The organism is Pseudobacter ginsenosidimutans, assembly GCF_007970185.1.
In the GTDB taxonomy this organism is placed as follows: Bacteria; Bacteroidota; Bacteroidia; order Chitinophagales; family Chitinophagaceae; genus Pseudobacter; species Pseudobacter ginsenosidimutans.
Window position 1 is genome coordinate 4755971 of the sequence record NZ_CP042431.1, and the last position, 16610, is coordinate 4772580.

Below are 16610 nucleotides of genomic sequence, written 5' to 3' on the forward strand. Positions count from 1 at the left end.
AACTTTTTTCAAAATCGATATATACCGTGGCTCTCTGCCTTTTTTTAACTGCGTGCAAAAAGCTGTTGGATATTGCACCTCCGATCAATTCCGTTACCACAGAGGAACTATTTGCCGATAACAAACAGGCGGAGTGGGCAATGGCGGGTATCTATTCCAAGATGATCAATGGTACTGATTATGTATTCATCGAAGAGGGAGCAAATGTCAATTTTGCGGCTGGTCTTTCCACTATTCAGGGAGCCCTGTCAGCTGACGAAATGGTACCGGGAGTAAGCCGTGCCGGTACGCCGGAAACGAATGCGATGCAGAATAAACTCACCATTGCTTCAGGAGCCAGAACAGACGCTATCTGGATCAGTGCATATAGGATCATCTTCGATGCCAATGCACTGATCGAAGGCATCGAAGCATCAACCGCAATAGCGCTTACCGATAGCGTCAGAAAACAGTTGACAGGAGAAGCCCTTGCCATCCGTGCATTCACTTATTTCTACCTGGTAAACTTTTTTGGAGATGTGCCGTTGCTGATCAATTCCGATTACCGGAAGAATGCAGTCCAGCCCCGGTCGGCTGTGGCAAAAGTGTATGAGCAGATCAAAACCGATCTTGTCAGAGCAAAGTCATTGCTGAACGATGATTACAAGCTGCACAATACGGAAAGAGTGCGGATCACTAAATGGTTCGCTGAAGCACTGCTGAGCAGGGTATACCTCTACACGGGAGAGTACCAGCCAGCGATCATTAGTGCCACAGCTGTGATCGATCAGGCTTCCCTGTTCTCAATAGAACCTGATTTGAATAATGTGTTCACACCCGCAAGCAAAGAGTGTATCTTTCAATTGAAACCATCACAGGAACAAAAGGCTTTTGTACTAAACAACTCACATCCGGAGGCCTATTTGCTGCATCTCGTAACAGGCCTGATGCCAAACTATATCATCAGCCAGCCATTGCTCGATGCCTTCGAAATAAATGATCAGCGAAAAATAAAATGGACGGAAACGCTGAACCAGCAGCTCATTGCTGCCAAATACAAGCGTTCCGGACAACCGGAATACTATACCGTGATGCGCCTGGCAGAAATGTACCTTATCAGGGCAGAAGCCAGACTGCTGCTATCTCCTGCAAACAAGGCAGACGCCATCGACGACCTGAATGTATTGAGAAAAAGAGCCGATGTGGATGAGCTGGATGATCTGCTTACAATACCACAGGTCACCCAAGCCATTGCCCATGAACGTCGGGTGGAATTATTTGCAGAATGGAGCCATCGCTGGTTCGACCTAAAAAGAACAGGTAAAGCCCACGATGTATTATCTGCCATTCCCTACAAGCAACCCTGGTGGGGCGACTATCAGTTTCTCTATCCCATTCCGGCCGGAGAAATAAGACTGAATGCGAACCTGTCGCAGAATCCTGAATACAATTCAAGGTAACCGGCTGTACTGCAGTTATCTGATTATTCATGCTAAAAAAGTAAATGATGCTTTCTACATATTTCAATGCTGACCGGATCAGCAGCTTCCGGAGCCGGATACTTATTGCCCTTCCTGTAATGCTGTCAATAATGGTGGGCAGTTGTAAAAAAACAACCCTCAATACTGGCAATCCTGCCACCCTGCAGGTTTTCAACGCCCTTGATGAGGAGGTGGCATTGCGTGCGAATCTATCCGGCAATCATCCCATCCAGTACAGCACTGCGCAATTGATGTACAACAAATTTTATTTGCCGAACAATAATGTCTTCTATATTCAATCTTTTCCACAGCCATTCAGTGTCTATTCCGAAACTGATACACTGCCTAAAGACAATCCGGTACTGGATATCGATCTCGATCTGGAAAAAGGGAAAGTATACTCTCTCTTTTTGCATGGAAACAAAACGAATGCAGCCTACACGCTGATCAGCGACCAGCTTCCCACACCTGTTGCAGGAGACAGCGTCACGTTTATACGCTTCGCCAACTTCAGCACCGGCCAGGTGATGAGCGCCAACCTGAAGGGAGAACCCTATGGATCGCTCATTCAAAACCTGGCATTTAAATCTGTTTCAGCATTTATTCCGGTGAAAGCCGACATGTCTGTTACAGACCATGAAATTGAGATCAGAGACCAGACAAGCGGCACCCTCATTGCCACATACATCACTTATGGACTGAACCGGAATAGTCCATACTGGTCTTCACCCAGTATGTGGTTGTACAAAATCAATACACTGGTGCTTACCGGAAAACCGGGAGGGAGTGGAAGCGACATGCAAATGATCTACCAGATGCCGCATTGGTGGTAACAAGCAGCAACATCGGATAAAAATTATATCAACACTATATGAGTACGGTATTAAAAGTGGAGAATCTCTCCCACAGATATTCCAGTGCCTGGGCTATCCGTGATATCAGTTTCGAAATCAGCAAACCGGGTGTGATAGGATTGCTCGGCTCCAATGGAGCCGGCAAATCCACCACCATGAATATCATTTGTGGTGTATTGAATCAAACGGAAGGGGAAGTGTATATCAACGGGATCAATAAAAGGGAGCAACCCAGACTGGCGAAAAAGCAGATCGGTTTCCTGCCACAGACAGCTCCCTTGTACAGCGACTTTACAGTTCAGGAATACCTTACCTATACTGCTGATCTCAGATTCATCGAATCATCAATGGTAAAAAAATCAGTGAGTGAAGCAATGGAAAGAACAGGCATCAGTCATTTCAGTTCGAGACTGATCAAAAACCTGTCGGGAGGGTATAAGCAGCGCGTGGGCATTGCACAGGCCATCATTCATAAGCCTCGCATGGTGGTACTGGATGAACCCACCAATGGGCTTGATCCGAACCAGATCATCGAAGCGCGGAAACTGATCAAAGAAATTGCGCAGGAACACACGGTGTTGCTGAGCTCTCATGTGCTGTCTGAGATCAACCTGCTTTGCAGGGATATCATCATGATCGAAGGAGGCAGGATAGTGTTTTCGGATTCGATGGAATCTTTCAATAACTATATACAGCCTGCTTCGGTGCTGGCAAAGATGAACCGGCCACCTGCGGAAACTGAATTGCTGAAGATTGCCGGTGTTACTAAAGTGCAGTTCCTCTCAGAGCAGCATTGCAGGATCTGGTTCAGTGGCAATACGGCTATTACCCAAAACATTATTACTGCCAGTGTGCAGCATCACTGGGAACTACAGGAAATCAATCTGGAGAGATCCATACTCGATGATGTGTTCAAACAATTATCCCAATCCTAATGCTTTTTGTAGTGTATGAAAATCATATTTAAAATAGCGAGGGCAGAGCTCAGGTATTTGTTCTTTTCACCCATTGCATGGTTTGTGATCATCATTTTCTATGCAACAGGATTGGGCATTTATTTTTACGCACTGGAGCAAACGAGCAATTACCAGGAAGTGTTGAAAGACCTGCAACCTGATTGGGCTGGTTTTAGCTCTGGCATCGGCAAATTATTGCTGGATGGTGTGATCGGTAAGCTATCAAACTATATGTACCTGTTCATCCCATTACTCACCATGGGAGTGATCAACCGGGAAGTGAGCAACGGAACCATTAGTTTGCTGTATTCGTCCCCGGTGCGTACCAGGGAAATTGTATTGGGCAAATTGCTGGGGCTGATGCTATTCAATCTGATGCTGATATTCGTGTTGGTACTGGTGCTGCTGGCGGTTTGTATACATGTTCAATTGGCTGAATACTACTGGTACCTGTCGATTTTGCTGGGCATGTTCCTGCTCATTAATACCTTTACTGCAATAGGATTATTTATTTCCTGCCTCACCAATTATCAGATCGTGGCGGCTGTGATCACCTTCACGGTGTTCTTCATACTGTCTTATATTTCTTCGTTCTGGCAACAATACGACCTTATCAGGGATATTACCTTTTATCTCTCTTTGTCGGGCAAAGCCAGCGCCATGATTGACGGGCAGATCAGCAGCCGCGATATTATCTATTTTATTTCGATCATCGTTCTGTTCACTGGCTTCGCCATCATCAGGCTGAAAAGTCTGACTGAATCCAGGCCATGGACAGTAGCTGCATCAAGGTACACTGTGCTTACCCTGCTGGTGATTGTGGTAGGATACTGTAGTTCAAGACCCGGTTATATTGCTTATGCCGATGTAACTAAAAATAAACTCAATACCATTCATCCGGCAACACAGGAAGTGCTGCAGCAACTCGATGGCGCTCCGCTGACTGTAACCCTCTTCACCAATCTGCTGGATGATAATGCAGCGATGGGGTTACCCCAGGCAAGAAACAGTTATCTCTGGGGATTGTGGGAACCTTTTACCAGGTTTTATCCCAATATTCAATTTAGGTACGAATACTATTACGATATCAGGGATGGAGACAGTGCGTATTACAAAAAATACCCGGGCAAGAACCTGGATGATATCATGGTGATCGAAGCCGGAATACTGGGCATCCGTCCTTCTTTGTTTAAAAAAGGGGAAGAGATGCGAAAGACACAGGATCTGTCAGCCGAGGGTATGAAACTGGTGATGCAACTTGAATACAAGGGGAAGAAAGAATTCTTACGAACCTATGGTTCCAGCTGGCCCGCACAGGAAAATATCTCAGCCACTATCAGCCGGCTGACACGTAAAAAGGAGCCTCGTATCAGTTTTCTCACCGGACACTATGAAAGGAATCCCTTCAGCTATGCACCCAGAAATTTCGGAGCTGGCACCACTTACAAAAGGAACAGTCGCTCACTGCTGAACAATGGCGTGGATACCGATACCATTTCACTGTCAAATGCCGACATACCTACAGGGATAGACGCACTTATCATTGCCGATCCCAGGTCTGCTTATTCAAAGGATGAGCAGCAGAAGGTCATCAACTGGCTGAACAGGGGCGGGAATGCGATCATTTTCACAGAGCCAGGTAAACAGGAAATACTTCAACCCATATTGAACAGCATCGGTGTACAGGCAGACAACGGAATCATTGTTCGTCCTAACGACCATGAAGTACCCCATTTGTTTGTCAATGGACTCACCAATGCCGGCAATCATCTTGCTAAGGAACCTGCGATGGAACTGTTTCAAAAATATGGATTGGGAGGAATAGTGGTGGCCTATGAAGGTGCGCTGAATCTCAGTGTCATCGACAGCAGTGCTTTCAAAGCCGAGCCGGTCATTTTTCATACAGGTGATGATAAAACATGGATTGAAACTGGGGAACTGGTGGTTGATTCTGCCGCGCCCGTTTTTTCTCCTGCAGCCGGTGATGTGCAAAAAGAGGCTTATATCATTGCTTTGAAACTAACCCGGAAAATCGGTAACAAAGAGCAGCGCATCATTGTGGCTGGGGATGCTGATTTCATGACCATTGACCGTTTCAATATTTCAAGATTCATTGAACTCGGATTGTACAGTTGGGTGCTGAATAACGAGTACCCGATCTATGCAAACTATCCACTGCCGCAGGACAGGTACCTGGAAGTAAAGCAGGCAACAGTAAAAAAAATGAACTGGCTGATCGTATACGGAGGCACAGGCATACTGTTGCTCACAGGCATCATCATACTGGTGCGCAGGAAAAGAAAATAATAATTGTGGAACTAAAGATAATGGAAGATGTATCTCCAGACCGATGAACAAACGATCGATGACCTCAGGCTCTTTGCCAAAAGAGAAGAAAGCGGCATCTACGAAATCTATAACAATACATCCACCCGCGGAGGAGAATTGCTGCTGGAAAAGATGTTCAGGAATCCTTTGTCTGATTTGCAGGCGATCAGGCAAAGAGCCGGTATCATTTCATCTTTTGCGATACAGAACGCGGTATTTCCGGTAAACCCGGCCCTGCTCGACAGTGTTGAGAAATACATAACACAGGAAGAGAAAGCGGGTAACCATCAGCAACCTGTAATGGGTGAAAAGGAGGTTGCCAACGGTGTTACTGCTTTCATCGAACTGTTCCATCTATTGCATGCGTTTTTGGAAAAGGGGCCGGTAAGGAAAGTGGCGGCGCTGGATCAACAGCGGCAGGAAATGATGGAGATACTGCAACATCCTTCCCTGGAGCCGGTTGCCAAAGAAAGACCAAAGAACAGATTGTCATTTGGTGCAGTGACTGCTTTCGATATCCTGATCCGGGTGAAAGAGAGAGGGAAAGTAATTGCTATGTTGAATTTTATTTATCTCATCGATGTATACATTTCGGTGGCTGCGATTTCCAGGAAGAGAAATTTTATTTTCCCAGTTGCACATGAGAAAGGGAGCAGCATTTTAAATCTGAGCGGTGTTTATCATCCCGAACTGAAGGAACAGTGGTGAATGATCTCCGGATGCATGAAGGCAAGTCGGTAATATTTCTCACCGGGGCAAATATGGCGGGCAAATCTACCTTTCTCAGGGCTTTCAGTATTGCTGTATACATAGCCCATATGGGTTTTCCGGTTGCTGCCGGGGCCATGGAGTTTTCCATACTCGATGGTTTCTATACCACCATCAATCTGCCGGATAATTTAGGCATTGGCGCCAGCCATTTTTATGCGGAAGTGTTACGGGTAAAAAAAGTAGCAACTGAATTAAGTACGGGCAAATCTTTGTTCGTGGTATTTGATGAATTGTTCAGAGGTACGAATGTAAAAGATGCGCATGAAGGTACGGTGGCAGTGACACAGGCATTTGCAGACAGGAAGAACAGTTTGTTCCTGATCTCGTCTCATATTGTTGAAGCAGGAGAGGAGTTGAGCCGGAAAGCAAATATAGGTTTTCACTACCTGCCAACACGCATGAATGGCGTGCAGCCTGAATATACCTACAAGCTGGAATCTGGCATCACCGACGACCGGCATGGTATGATCATTATCCGCAATGAAGGTATCCTTGAAACACTCGCCAACGGAAAAAAGAAAGGATGATTAGTCTCATTCAGTCAAAATCTTCAATTACTATTTATGCGTTTTCATATAGACAAGCAGTCGCTGGATGAATTGAATCTCCTGGGAAGGTTCAGGCAGGGCTCTGTGTATTTTCTTTTCAACCAGGTGAAGACCCGCGGGGGAGAACAGTTGCTCGACAAGTATTTCAAATCAGTGCTGACCGATGAGCAGGCCATTAATCAACGTACTGCCATCTTCCGTTTTTTCGAACAGGCAGCCATTCGCTTCCCCTTCGATGCAGCGCAGCTGGTGCAGATGCAGGAGTACATCGATGCAGGTGGCAGCAGTAGTCGCTGGTATGCACTCGCCAATGTGATGATCAAAAGAACATTGTCATCCCTTACGCGCGACGAACGATACAAATCGATGATTCAGGGGCTGCAGGCAACTATTGTAACGCTGAAAAAATGCCTCACGACCGTGGAGTTGTTATGTCAGCTGGAAGGACCGTACAAACAACGTGTGACGGAGATCCGTTCCATTTTACAGCAGGAAGAGCTGGCCGCTCTCATCGACACAGATATTTATGCGGGTATCAAACTGAGCACGGTAGCCGGGTATGACTACCTGTTAAAAACCAAACTCAACAACGAATTACGGCAATTACTTGATTTCATTGCTGAGCTGGATGTGTATATCACCGTGGCCCAAATTGCAGCAACGAATCATTTCAATTATGCAGTGGCCCTTCCGAAACAAGCCAATGTTTTGCGGGCTGCCAATCTGAAGCATCCCTGCATTCAAAACGCTGTAGGGAATGATATAGAAATGCCGCCGCAAAGCAATGTGGTTTTTCTTACAGGGGCAAACATGGCAGGGAAATCTACCTGGATGAAATCGATCGGTATCAGTATGTACCTGGCTCATATCGGATTTCCTGTAGCAGCGGATTCGATGGAATTCTCCTTGCGGGAAGGAATATTTTCCAGTATTAATGTGGCCGACAATATCGGGTTGGGCTACAGCCATTTTTATGCGGAAGTAGTCCGGGTAAAAACGGCAGCTGATGCCACCTGCACTGGCAGTCACTTGTTACTCATGTTCGATGAACTGTTCAAAGGCACCAATGTGAAAGATGCTTATGATGGTACACTAGCCGTAACCCGCGCATTTGCTGAATATGAGAATTGTCTCTTCATCGTTTCCACCCATATCATCGAAGTGGGGGAAGCCCTCCATGACAAAGAAAATATTCAGTTCCGGTATATGCCTACCGTATTGGAAGGGAATATACCCCGCTATACGTACCAGTTGAAGCAGGGCATCACTGAAGACAGGCAGGGGATGATGATCATTAAGAACGAAGGAATCCTCGAACTAATTTCTACTCAATCCTAACGAAACAAAACCATGACGATAATTTTGAAAATAGCCCGGGCTGAACTGAGGAGTCTTTTTTATTCGCCCGTTGCATGGATAATTATAGTAGTATTCTTTACTGTGTCGGCCGCCTTTTTTGCCGGCCAGCTGATGGATGTCTCCAGGGTGCAGCAGTTGAAGCTGGAGAACGAGCAAGGGTGGACGGGATTTCAAGGCGCACTTTCGCTTAACCTATTTACCAATACCATCAGGCAGGTACTCCAATATTTCTTTATGTTCATTCCCTTGCTCACAATGGGGAGCATCAGCAGGGAGCTGAGTTCGGGTACCATGAAATTGCTCAGTGCCTCACCGGTAAGGATCAGAGAAATCATACTGGGTAAATTTACTGGTTTGGTGCTTTTCGGTCTGGTATTGTTGTCAGCCATAGCCATGCTTTTATTTACCGGCTACTTCAGTATACAAGATGCTGAGTTTGCCTGGTACCTTTCCGTATTACTGGGTTTGTTTCTGTTGTCGGCTACCTATATGGCCATCGGACTTTTTCTTTCCAGCATTACCAGTTATCAGATAGTAGCGGCATTGGCCACTTTTATGACTTTCGTGTTGCTGAATATGGTCGGAAATATTGGTCAGCAGTATGATCTCATCAGGGATATTACCTGGTTTCTTTCCATCACCGGCAGAACAGAACAAATGCTGGAGGGATTGATCACCACAAGAGATGTTCTTTATTTCGTATTGATCATTGCGCTGTTCCTGGGTTTATCGATGCTGGCCATGAAACGCAGGCAGGAATCGAAAAGCTGGTTAAGTTTTCTGCATCTCAACCTGGGATTGATTGTTATAGTGTTAACCCTGGGATATTTTTCATCCAGACCAGCATACACAGGGTATTGGGATGTGACGAGAAATGAGCTGAACACCATCGATACTGCCACCCGGAATATTCTGAAGGAACTGGATGGATCACCTGTTACCGTTACGCTCTATACCAATCTGCTGGGAGAAGGAACGCAGGCAGGACTACCGGTATCCCGCAATGCATATATGTCTGGTATGTGGGACAGGTATATTCGCTTCTATCCGAATATCGATTTCAAATACCAGTACTATTACGATATTAAGAAAGAGGATAGTTCCTTTCTCCAATCCTATCCCGGAAAGAACATTCATCAGATCGCAGCACAAATGGCAAGACTGTACAAGGTAGATACGCAGGATTTTAAAAAGCCGGGAGAGATCGATCAGTTGGCAGACTTTTCTGAGGAACCTTATCGATTGATCATGGAGTTGGAGTATAAGGGGGAGAAATCATTTTTAAGAATTAACGGTGGTAGCTGGCCAGCCGAGCCGAACCTGTCTGCTTCGGTGAGGCGACTGCTGAAAGACAATATGCCGAAAGTGCTGTTCACGACAGGGCATTATGAACGAAGCCCCTGGCGAAACGGAGAGCGTGAGTACGGTAAACATACTAACCTGAAGATGGTGGAGTCGGCAATGATAAATATCGGGATGGAGGCAGATACCATCTCCCTGCGCAGTAATGAAATTCCTGAACAGACAGCTATATTAGCCATCCCCGATCCGAAATCAGTTTTGGAGGCAGATGAACAAAAAAAGATCCTTGCGTATCTGGAAAAGGGTGGGAATGCCATTTTCTATGCAGAGCCGGGCAAGCAGCAATTGCTGAACCCGCTGCTACAATATCTGGGTGTTCATATCGATAAAGGGATATTGGTAAAGCCAGGACTGCATCGATCGCCTGCCTTGTTTGATGCATACCTGAATAAAACCGGCAATTATATGGCCCGGGAAGCTTATATGCAGGTCTTTCAGCAAACGGGACAAAATCCTGCCGGCGCATTCTTTACCGGCGTAAATAATATCAGCTACAGGGATACGAATGGTTTCAAAGTGGAACCGATCATAACCCTGCCAGGAAATGATAATATATGGATAGAAAACGGATTGTTTGTAGCTGATTCGGCTGCGCCTGTATTTGCATTTGAAGAAGGAGATAACAGGAAAGAGGAATATGTGTTGGGGGTGAGGCTTAGCCGGAAACTGAATCATAAAGAGCAGCGAATTGTAGTGGTGGCAGATGCTGATTTTATGTCGGCGGCAAACAATAGCGGCCATTCGATCGGGCTTGGGTTGTACAGCTGGCTTGTGTATAACCGATACCCGGTTTATACAAGTGTAAAACAGGCCAGGGATACCAGGCTTACGATTGGCGCTGGTACAGGGAAAGCCATCTGGTACCTGTATGTGTATATTTTACCAGGGTTGTTGCTGTTGGCGGGTATTCTTATCATCGTACGGAGAAAACGCAAATAGTTTTTGAAACCTTGCAATTTGGCAGTGGCCTGAAATTGCCTTAAATTTGCAGGCTCACTTTATGGGGCTGTACTGGTTTCGACAGCGTAGATCTTTGAAAGTGTAAGCATGTCGTGCGTTGGATAATTAGCACGTAAATCTGAATATTCAAACTTTTATATGGCAATACTCAGTATGCCATGGCCGCTTAATCAGTGATTAAGTAGTCATTAGGGCCGCGTCCGCAAGGGGTTCTTCGGAACCGAGCAGGTTGACCTGTTACCATGCTCCGCCGCCGACTAATAAACCAAAACAGGTTGCTGCTGCAGGGTGTTGTGACTGCAGCTTAAGATGATCGCAACTAAGGAGCAGATTGGTTTGCCGGTTCCCTGCCTGTTCCCGACAATTAATAATCGGATAAGCATGTAGAAAGCTTTTGGAGGATATGTTTGGACGCGGGTTCGAGTCCCGCCAGCTCCACAAAATGGTTTTGCCATATGGCAAAAAATAGCAGAAAAAGCAAAAAAGGCAATTCAATCTGAATTGCCTTTTTTGCTTTTTTTATTTGAAGTGTTCCCACCATTATGTATCTATCAAATCCGGACTTACAATATTTAAGTACTAACCCTTACTTTTGACTTTATTATTTTATCATTAGCCCTTGTTCCTTTCCAGGGATGATTTATCGATGGATACCTACACGCTACATACTGACGAACAGTTGGCCGTTCTTCTTGGAGAAGGGAACCGTGGCGCCTTTACCGAGATTTACAATCGCTACAAGGGTATTCTCTTCGTACATGCCTTCAGAAGGTTGGAAGACCGGGCACAAGCGGAAGATGTGCTGCATGACCTCTTTGCTGCCCTCTGGGCAGGGAGGACCGAACTGCATATCCATTCGGGAAACCTTGGGGGATATCTCTATGCAGCCATCCGCAACAGGATACTGAAGAGCTATGCCAGAGATGCAAATGCCGGCCTTTATATTTCTTCCATCGCAAGTGCCATTGACAGCGGGACTGCAACTACAGACCATCGGGTGCGCGAAAACCAGCTTCGCCAGCACATAGAAAAAGAGATCGCACTCCTGCCAGAAAAAATGAGGGAAGTGTTCATCCTCAGCAGGACAAACCACCTTAGCCATAAAGAGATCGCCGGACAGCTTGGCCTCAGCGAAAAGACGGTGAAGAACCATATCAATCATGCCCTGAAGCTCCTGCGCAAAAAACTCGGCGTACTGCGCTTTATCTACTTGTTGATGTTCTATTAAACTTTTTTCATTTTCTTTTAGGCCCTGAACCTGCCTTGGCGGTCTTACCTTTTAAACGCTATTGCCAAAGGCTATGGAAAAGGAAAATATAAAACCATTACTCGAAAGATACCTCCAGGGGAACGCCAGCCCATCGGAGGTTGAACTGCTGGAGACATGGTACCTGGACTTCCAGGGAAAGGACGATAATGAAATCGATCATGCCATGATCGAAGCATCCACCAACAGGATCTGGCAAAGGCTCCAACAGTCACAGACCAAAACTGCCCGACTCTGGCCGCGCATTGCCGTAGCCGCCTCCCTTCTGTTAGCCATTCTTACCGCAGTCTATTTCATTTTCCGTTCTGATCATGCAGCGATTCCGGTAGTACAGAAATATGATCTTCCTCCCGGAAAGGATGGAGCAACACTTACGCTGGCTGATGGTAGAAAAATTCCTATTGGCGAAGTTCGTTCCGGAAATATTGCAGAAGAAAGTGGAGTACGCATTTTCAAGGATAGCGTTGGACAACTGGTCTATGAAGCAACAAAGCAGGCCGGAGATGGCCAGGCCTTCAACATACTTTCCACCGCTTCCGGACAACAGACCCGGCTGCGTCTTCCCGATGGTTCCCTTGTCTTTCTCAATGCAGGTTCATCCCTGAGGTATCCGACACATTTTAATGGAAATACCAAACGGGAAGTAAGTCTTTCCGGCGAAGGTTATTTTCAGGTGGCAAGTGATCGCAGTCGTCCATTCATCGTCAAATCCCAGGGCCAGCAGGTGGAAGTTCTAGGTACAGCGTTCAATATACTGGCATACGATGATCGAAAGATCAGGACCACCCTGCTGGAAGGAACCGTGGCCATAACTACAGGTGAAAAGAAAACAGTGCTCAGGCCGGGACAGCAGGCATTGGTTCAGGACGGCATTATCTCCGTAAAAGAAGTAGAGGCTGAATATGAGATCGCGTGGAAGGAAGGGTTTTTCCTCTTCAACGGTGACTCGCTCGAAGACATCATGGACAGGATCGGCAAATGGTATGATGTGAAGGTCGTGTTTGCGGACCCTGCATTGAAAGGAGAAAAATTCACCGGTACCGTCAGCAGGTTCGAGCATATCTCCAAAGCACTTGCCATACTCGAAAAAACTAAGGTTGCCTCTTTTTACCTAAGTGATCGAACGGTCACGGTAACGAGAAGGCCTTGAGGATACAAAACAATTCATCAATTTTTATGACCAGCAAACTAACTGCAATATGAAAGAAAACTTCAAGAGCGGATAAACTCCATCAAACGGATAAAAAAAGGCTCCGTTGCGAGCGAAGCCTTTTGACTGTTTCCGTAAAAATCGAACAAACAATTATTACAGGAACTGATGGGTGCCAGCCGGTAGAAGGATGGGCACTTCATCATTAACAGCAATTCAAATGTATAAAATTTATACGAGAAGCCAGCCCGTGCCCGGCGGGTATGGTAGCTGGCTGCTCATAGTCTGTCACGCCCTTTTTGACCAACTGGGCAGCAACAAAAGAAAGTGGATCATGAGAGCCCAACTGATTTTCTCCATCATGCTGATTTCCCTGCTACAGGTAAGCGCCGCAGGATTCGGACAACAGTTTACCCTAAAGAAGAAGGATATTTCCTATACACGACTCTTCTTCGAGATCCGAAAACAGACTGGCTACGACGTGCTGCTGCGCAGTAAAGATTTCGATACCGAAAAAAGGATCGATGCAGATTTCAATGATGCAGACCTGAAGACCGTAATGAAAACAGTATTGTACGGCACACCACTTGTCTTTGAAATAGCTGACAAAACCATAGTGATCAGCAGGCGCCAGGTATCCATCATGGATAAGATCGTCGAAACCAATCAGGCAGTTGATATTTCCGGAAAAGTGCTTGACAGCAACGGCGAACCTCTTGTTGGTGCAACGGTAAAGATAAAAGGCTCGGATAGATTTACGATCACCGATAGCAACGGGGGATATATGCTGAGACAGGTTCCGGATGATGCAGTTATAGTCATCTCTTTCGTTGGATACAGGTCAATGGAAATTGGAGTAAAACCTGGTAAGGTGGTAGTAAAGCTGGAACGGATCAGTAATGAGATGCAGGAGATCAAGGTCAGTGCCGGTTACTATTCCGTTACACGAAGGGAAATGACGGGCAGCATTGCACGTGTTGCCGCAAAGGATATAGAGAACCAGCCGGTCAATAATGTACTGTCCGCTGTTCAGGGCAGGATGGCAGGGGTAAACATTATTCAGAATTCTGGTATTCCCGGTGGAGGATTTGATGTTCAGATCAGAGGAAGAAATAGTTTGAGAAGCTACGTCACAACAGGCTACGATGGCAATAAGCCGCTTTATGTTGTTGATGGTGTTCCTTTGCCACAGGTGAATGATTTCATTACGGGGATGTCTGGAACCTTACATCCCTACAGTGATACAAACCCTCTTCATTCAATCAATCCTGACGACATTGAATCATTTGAAGTGTTGAAGGATGCTGATGCTACGGCTATTTATGGGAGTAAGGGCGCCAATGGCGTTATATTGATCACCACAAAAAAAGGAAAGAAAAAGAAAACTGGAGGCTATATCAAAGCTAGTTATGGCTTGGGTGATATGACCAATTTGCCCAAAATGTTTTCGCTGGAACAATATCTTGAAATGCGAAAACTCGCTTTCGCAAACGATGGAGTTGCTATCCCCGCCAATGCATATGATATCAATGGAACCTGGGATCCCAACAAATCTACTGACTGGCAAAAATATTTCGTAGGCAATCATGCAAAATATTCTGATATACAGTTTGGCCTGTCCGGAGGAACCGGGAATACACAGTTTTCTGTTTCGGGAGCACATAACGAAGAAACAACCATATTTCCCGGGAGTTACCGATACCGCAGGAATAATATTGGTATGAACCTCCAGCATGGTAGTGCCGATGGACGATTGAAAATTGGATTCAGCGGATATGCAGCTTTGCAGGATAATGTGCTTCCTCCTACAGACTTTAATCAGATCTATTCCTCCCTGGCGCCCAATGCACCGGATCTGTATGCGGCCGATGGCTCCATCAATTGGCAGAACAATAATAACCCTATGGGGCCTGCTACACAGACCTATTCCGTTGAAACAAAAAGCTTGAATTCAAACCTGACATTAGGCTATGAGATCGGCAGGGGCTTTAGTGTGAATATGAATGCAGGATATAGTAACTATAACAGCTACGAGCAAAAAATATTTCCTAAGACCACCTACAATCCTGCAAGTAATATCGGCAGCAGTAATTCTACCGTCAGGAAGGGAGAAAAACTCAATCAGAATTGGATCATTGAACCACAACTGAACTATACAGGCAAATGGGATGCACACCAATTCTCTGCGCTCCTGGGTACTTCATTTCAGGAGCAGCAGTCTGATAATATCGTGATACTGGGAAGGAACTTTCCTTCGGACGAAATGCTCGGCAATATTTCAGCTGCGGCAACAATAACCATCCCCAGTGCATACGAATCGAAGTACAGATACCAGGCCATCTACGCAAGATTGAATTACGGATATCAGCAACGTTACTTCGTAAACCTGACGGGTCGCAGAGACGCTTCCAGCCGGTTTGGCATCAATAAACGATATGCCAATTTCGGGGCAGTGGGAGCAGCATGGTTGTTTTCTGAAGAGGGCATATTGAAAAATTGCTCATGGTTAAGCTTCGGTAAATTAAGGGCCAGTTATGGTATAACGGGCAATGACCAAATCGGCGACTATCAATTTTACGATACCTATCAATCTACCGGAGGTTCTTATAATGGGTATACCGGTCTGGTTCCGCAACGACTGTTCAACAAAGATTTTGGTTGGGAAGGTACACGGAAATTCGAAGTGGCCGTGGATCTGGCGTTCCTCAACCAAAGACTGATACTGGACCTCGGATATTATCACAATATCAGTTCCAATCAACTGGTTGGGATCCCAATGCCGGCAACAGTGGGCTTTGGCAGCATGCTTGCAAATTTAGATGCTACAGTACGTAACAGGGGACTGGAATTTTCATTACAGTCTGTAAATATTCGCAAGGGGAAATTTAAATGGACCAGCAACCTGAATTTTACCTTGCCGGAGAACAAGCTCCTTAAGTTTCCAAACCTTGCCAATTCCACCTACGCCAACAAGTTTGAAGTAGGAAAATCCACTACTTTAGGTAAGCTCTACCAATACACCGGCATCGACCAAACCACAGGCTTATACACATTCATGGATATTAATCATGATGGGCGAATCAATGCCACCGACCGTATTGCTGCCAGGGAGATAAGGGAGTACTGGTATGGAGGGATTCAGAATAGTATCCAATATAAGAACTGGTCCTTTGATATCTTGTTGCAAATGGTTAACCAGAGCCAGTACAATATCTATTCGGTGTACGGCAATATTGGTTATATGGAGAATAAACCTTCAGTTTTTCTTGACTATTGGACACCTGAAAATCCTGATGCCCGGTTTCAAAAGCCCAGCGCAGGTTATAATGCAGCAGCCGCAACTTCTGGTTCCCTTTTTACTTCCAGCGATGCTACAGTTTCGGATGTATTTACAGTCCGAGTAAAAAATATCTCGCTAAGCTATCAGTTGCCACCGATTGGACAGCATAAATCAGTTGTCAGATTTTTTGCCAATGGACAAAATCTATTTCTCTTTTCAAATTACAAAGGGAGTAATCCGGAGTTTATGATAGCGGGATTTAGTAGTCCACTGAGAGTTATGAGCCTGGGAATGTCATTGACCTTTTAAAATTTA

Annotated in this window: 11 protein-coding genes and 1 other RNA gene; all 12 read left to right on the plus strand. The window is 45.6% G+C overall.

Annotation, left to right across the window (positions count from 1 at the left end; all coding sequences use genetic code 11):
* The first annotated feature begins 65 nt into the window (after positions 1–65).
* The 12 genes from FSB84_RS18750 to FSB84_RS18800 all read left to right on the plus strand — a co-directional run bounded on the left by FSB84_RS18750 (position 66) and on the right by FSB84_RS18800 (position 16604).
* Complete coding sequence (locus FSB84_RS18750; protein WP_158644000.1) at positions 66–1439, plus strand: RagB/SusD family nutrient uptake outer membrane protein; 1374 nt, start codon at positions 66–68, stop codon at positions 1437–1439.
* 44 nt (positions 1440–1483) lie between these two features.
* A complete protein-coding gene (locus FSB84_RS18755; RefSeq protein ID WP_130539436.1) occupies positions 1484–2293 on the plus strand; it encodes a DUF4397 domain-containing protein in 810 nt (269 codons plus the stop codon).
* A 38-nt stretch (positions 2294–2331) separates the two neighbouring features.
* Positions 2332–3249: an ABC transporter ATP-binding protein gene (locus FSB84_RS18760; protein WP_130539437.1), complete on the plus strand. Its 918-nt coding sequence runs from the start codon at positions 2332–2334 to the stop codon at positions 3247–3249.
* A 15-nt stretch (positions 3250–3264) separates the two neighbouring features.
* Positions 3265–5577, plus strand: coding sequence for a Gldg family protein (locus FSB84_RS18765; protein ID WP_130539438.1), 2313 nt, complete (start codon positions 3265–3267; stop codon positions 5575–5577).
* A gap of 27 nt (positions 5578–5604) precedes the next feature.
* Positions 5605–6306, plus strand: a complete 702-nt coding sequence (locus FSB84_RS31135; RefSeq protein WP_225979822.1) for a hypothetical protein — start codon at positions 5605–5607, stop codon at positions 6304–6306.
* Between the two features lie 11 nt (positions 6307–6317).
* Positions 6318–6896 (plus strand): MutS-related protein, encoded by a 579-nt coding sequence (locus FSB84_RS31140; RefSeq protein ID WP_225980108.1) that lies wholly within the window; start codon positions 6318–6320, stop codon positions 6894–6896.
* Positions 6897–6932: 36 nt separating this feature from the next.
* Positions 6933–8255: a MutS-related protein gene (locus tag FSB84_RS18775; protein WP_130539440.1), complete on the plus strand. Its 1323-nt coding sequence runs from the start codon at positions 6933–6935 to the stop codon at positions 8253–8255.
* Positions 8256–8267: 12 nt separating this feature from the next.
* Positions 8268–10577: an ABC transporter permease subunit gene (locus FSB84_RS18780; protein WP_130539441.1), complete on the plus strand. Its 2310-nt coding sequence runs from the start codon at positions 8268–8270 to the stop codon at positions 10575–10577.
* Between the two features lie 63 nt (positions 10578–10640).
* Positions 10641–11039: a transfer-messenger RNA gene (gene ssrA / locus FSB84_RS18785) on the plus strand.
* 178 nt (positions 11040–11217) lie between these two features.
* A complete protein-coding gene (locus tag FSB84_RS18790) occupies positions 11218–11826 on the plus strand; it encodes an RNA polymerase sigma factor (RefSeq protein WP_207234186.1) in 609 nt (202 codons plus the stop codon).
* A gap of 73 nt (positions 11827–11899) precedes the next feature.
* Entirely contained in the window at positions 11900–13015 is a 1116-nt protein-coding gene (locus FSB84_RS18795) for a FecR family protein (protein ID WP_130539442.1), read from the plus strand.
* Positions 13016–13349: 334 nt separating this feature from the next.
* Positions 13350–16604 carry a SusC/RagA family TonB-linked outer membrane protein gene (locus FSB84_RS18800; RefSeq protein ID WP_158644001.1) on the plus strand — a complete coding sequence of 1085 codons (3255 nt, stop codon included), beginning with the start codon at positions 13350–13352 and terminating at the stop codon, positions 16602–16604.
* The last annotated feature ends 6 nt before the right edge of the window (positions 16605–16610 follow it).

Excerpts from the sequence above, each read along its gene's own strand:
- FSB84_RS18775 (WP_130539440.1), top strand. The coding sequence starts at position 6,933 with ATGCGTTTTCATATAGACAAGCAGTCGCTGGATGAATTGAATCTCCTG.
- FSB84_RS18780 (WP_130539441.1), top strand. The coding sequence starts at position 8,268 with ATGACGATAATTTTGAAAATAGCCCGGGCTGAACTGAGGAGTCTTTTT.
- FSB84_RS31140 (WP_225980108.1), top strand. The coding sequence starts at position 6,318 with ATGCATGAAGGCAAGTCGGTAATATTTCTCACCGGGGCAAATATGGCG.
- FSB84_RS18755 (WP_130539436.1), top strand. The coding sequence starts at position 1,484 with ATGATGCTTTCTACATATTTCAATGCTGACCGGATCAGCAGCTTCCGG.
- FSB84_RS18760 (WP_130539437.1), top strand. The coding sequence starts at position 2,332 with ATGAGTACGGTATTAAAAGTGGAGAATCTCTCCCACAGATATTCCAGT.
- FSB84_RS18765 (WP_130539438.1), top strand. The coding sequence starts at position 3,265 with ATGAAAATCATATTTAAAATAGCGAGGGCAGAGCTCAGGTATTTGTTC.
- FSB84_RS31135 (WP_225979822.1), top strand. The coding sequence starts at position 5,605 with ATGTATCTCCAGACCGATGAACAAACGATCGATGACCTCAGGCTCTTT.
- FSB84_RS18795 (WP_130539442.1), top strand. The coding sequence starts at position 11,900 with ATGGAAAAGGAAAATATAAAACCATTACTCGAAAGATACCTCCAGGGG.
- FSB84_RS18800 (WP_158644001.1), top strand. The coding sequence starts at position 13,350 with ATGAGAGCCCAACTGATTTTCTCCATCATGCTGATTTCCCTGCTACAG.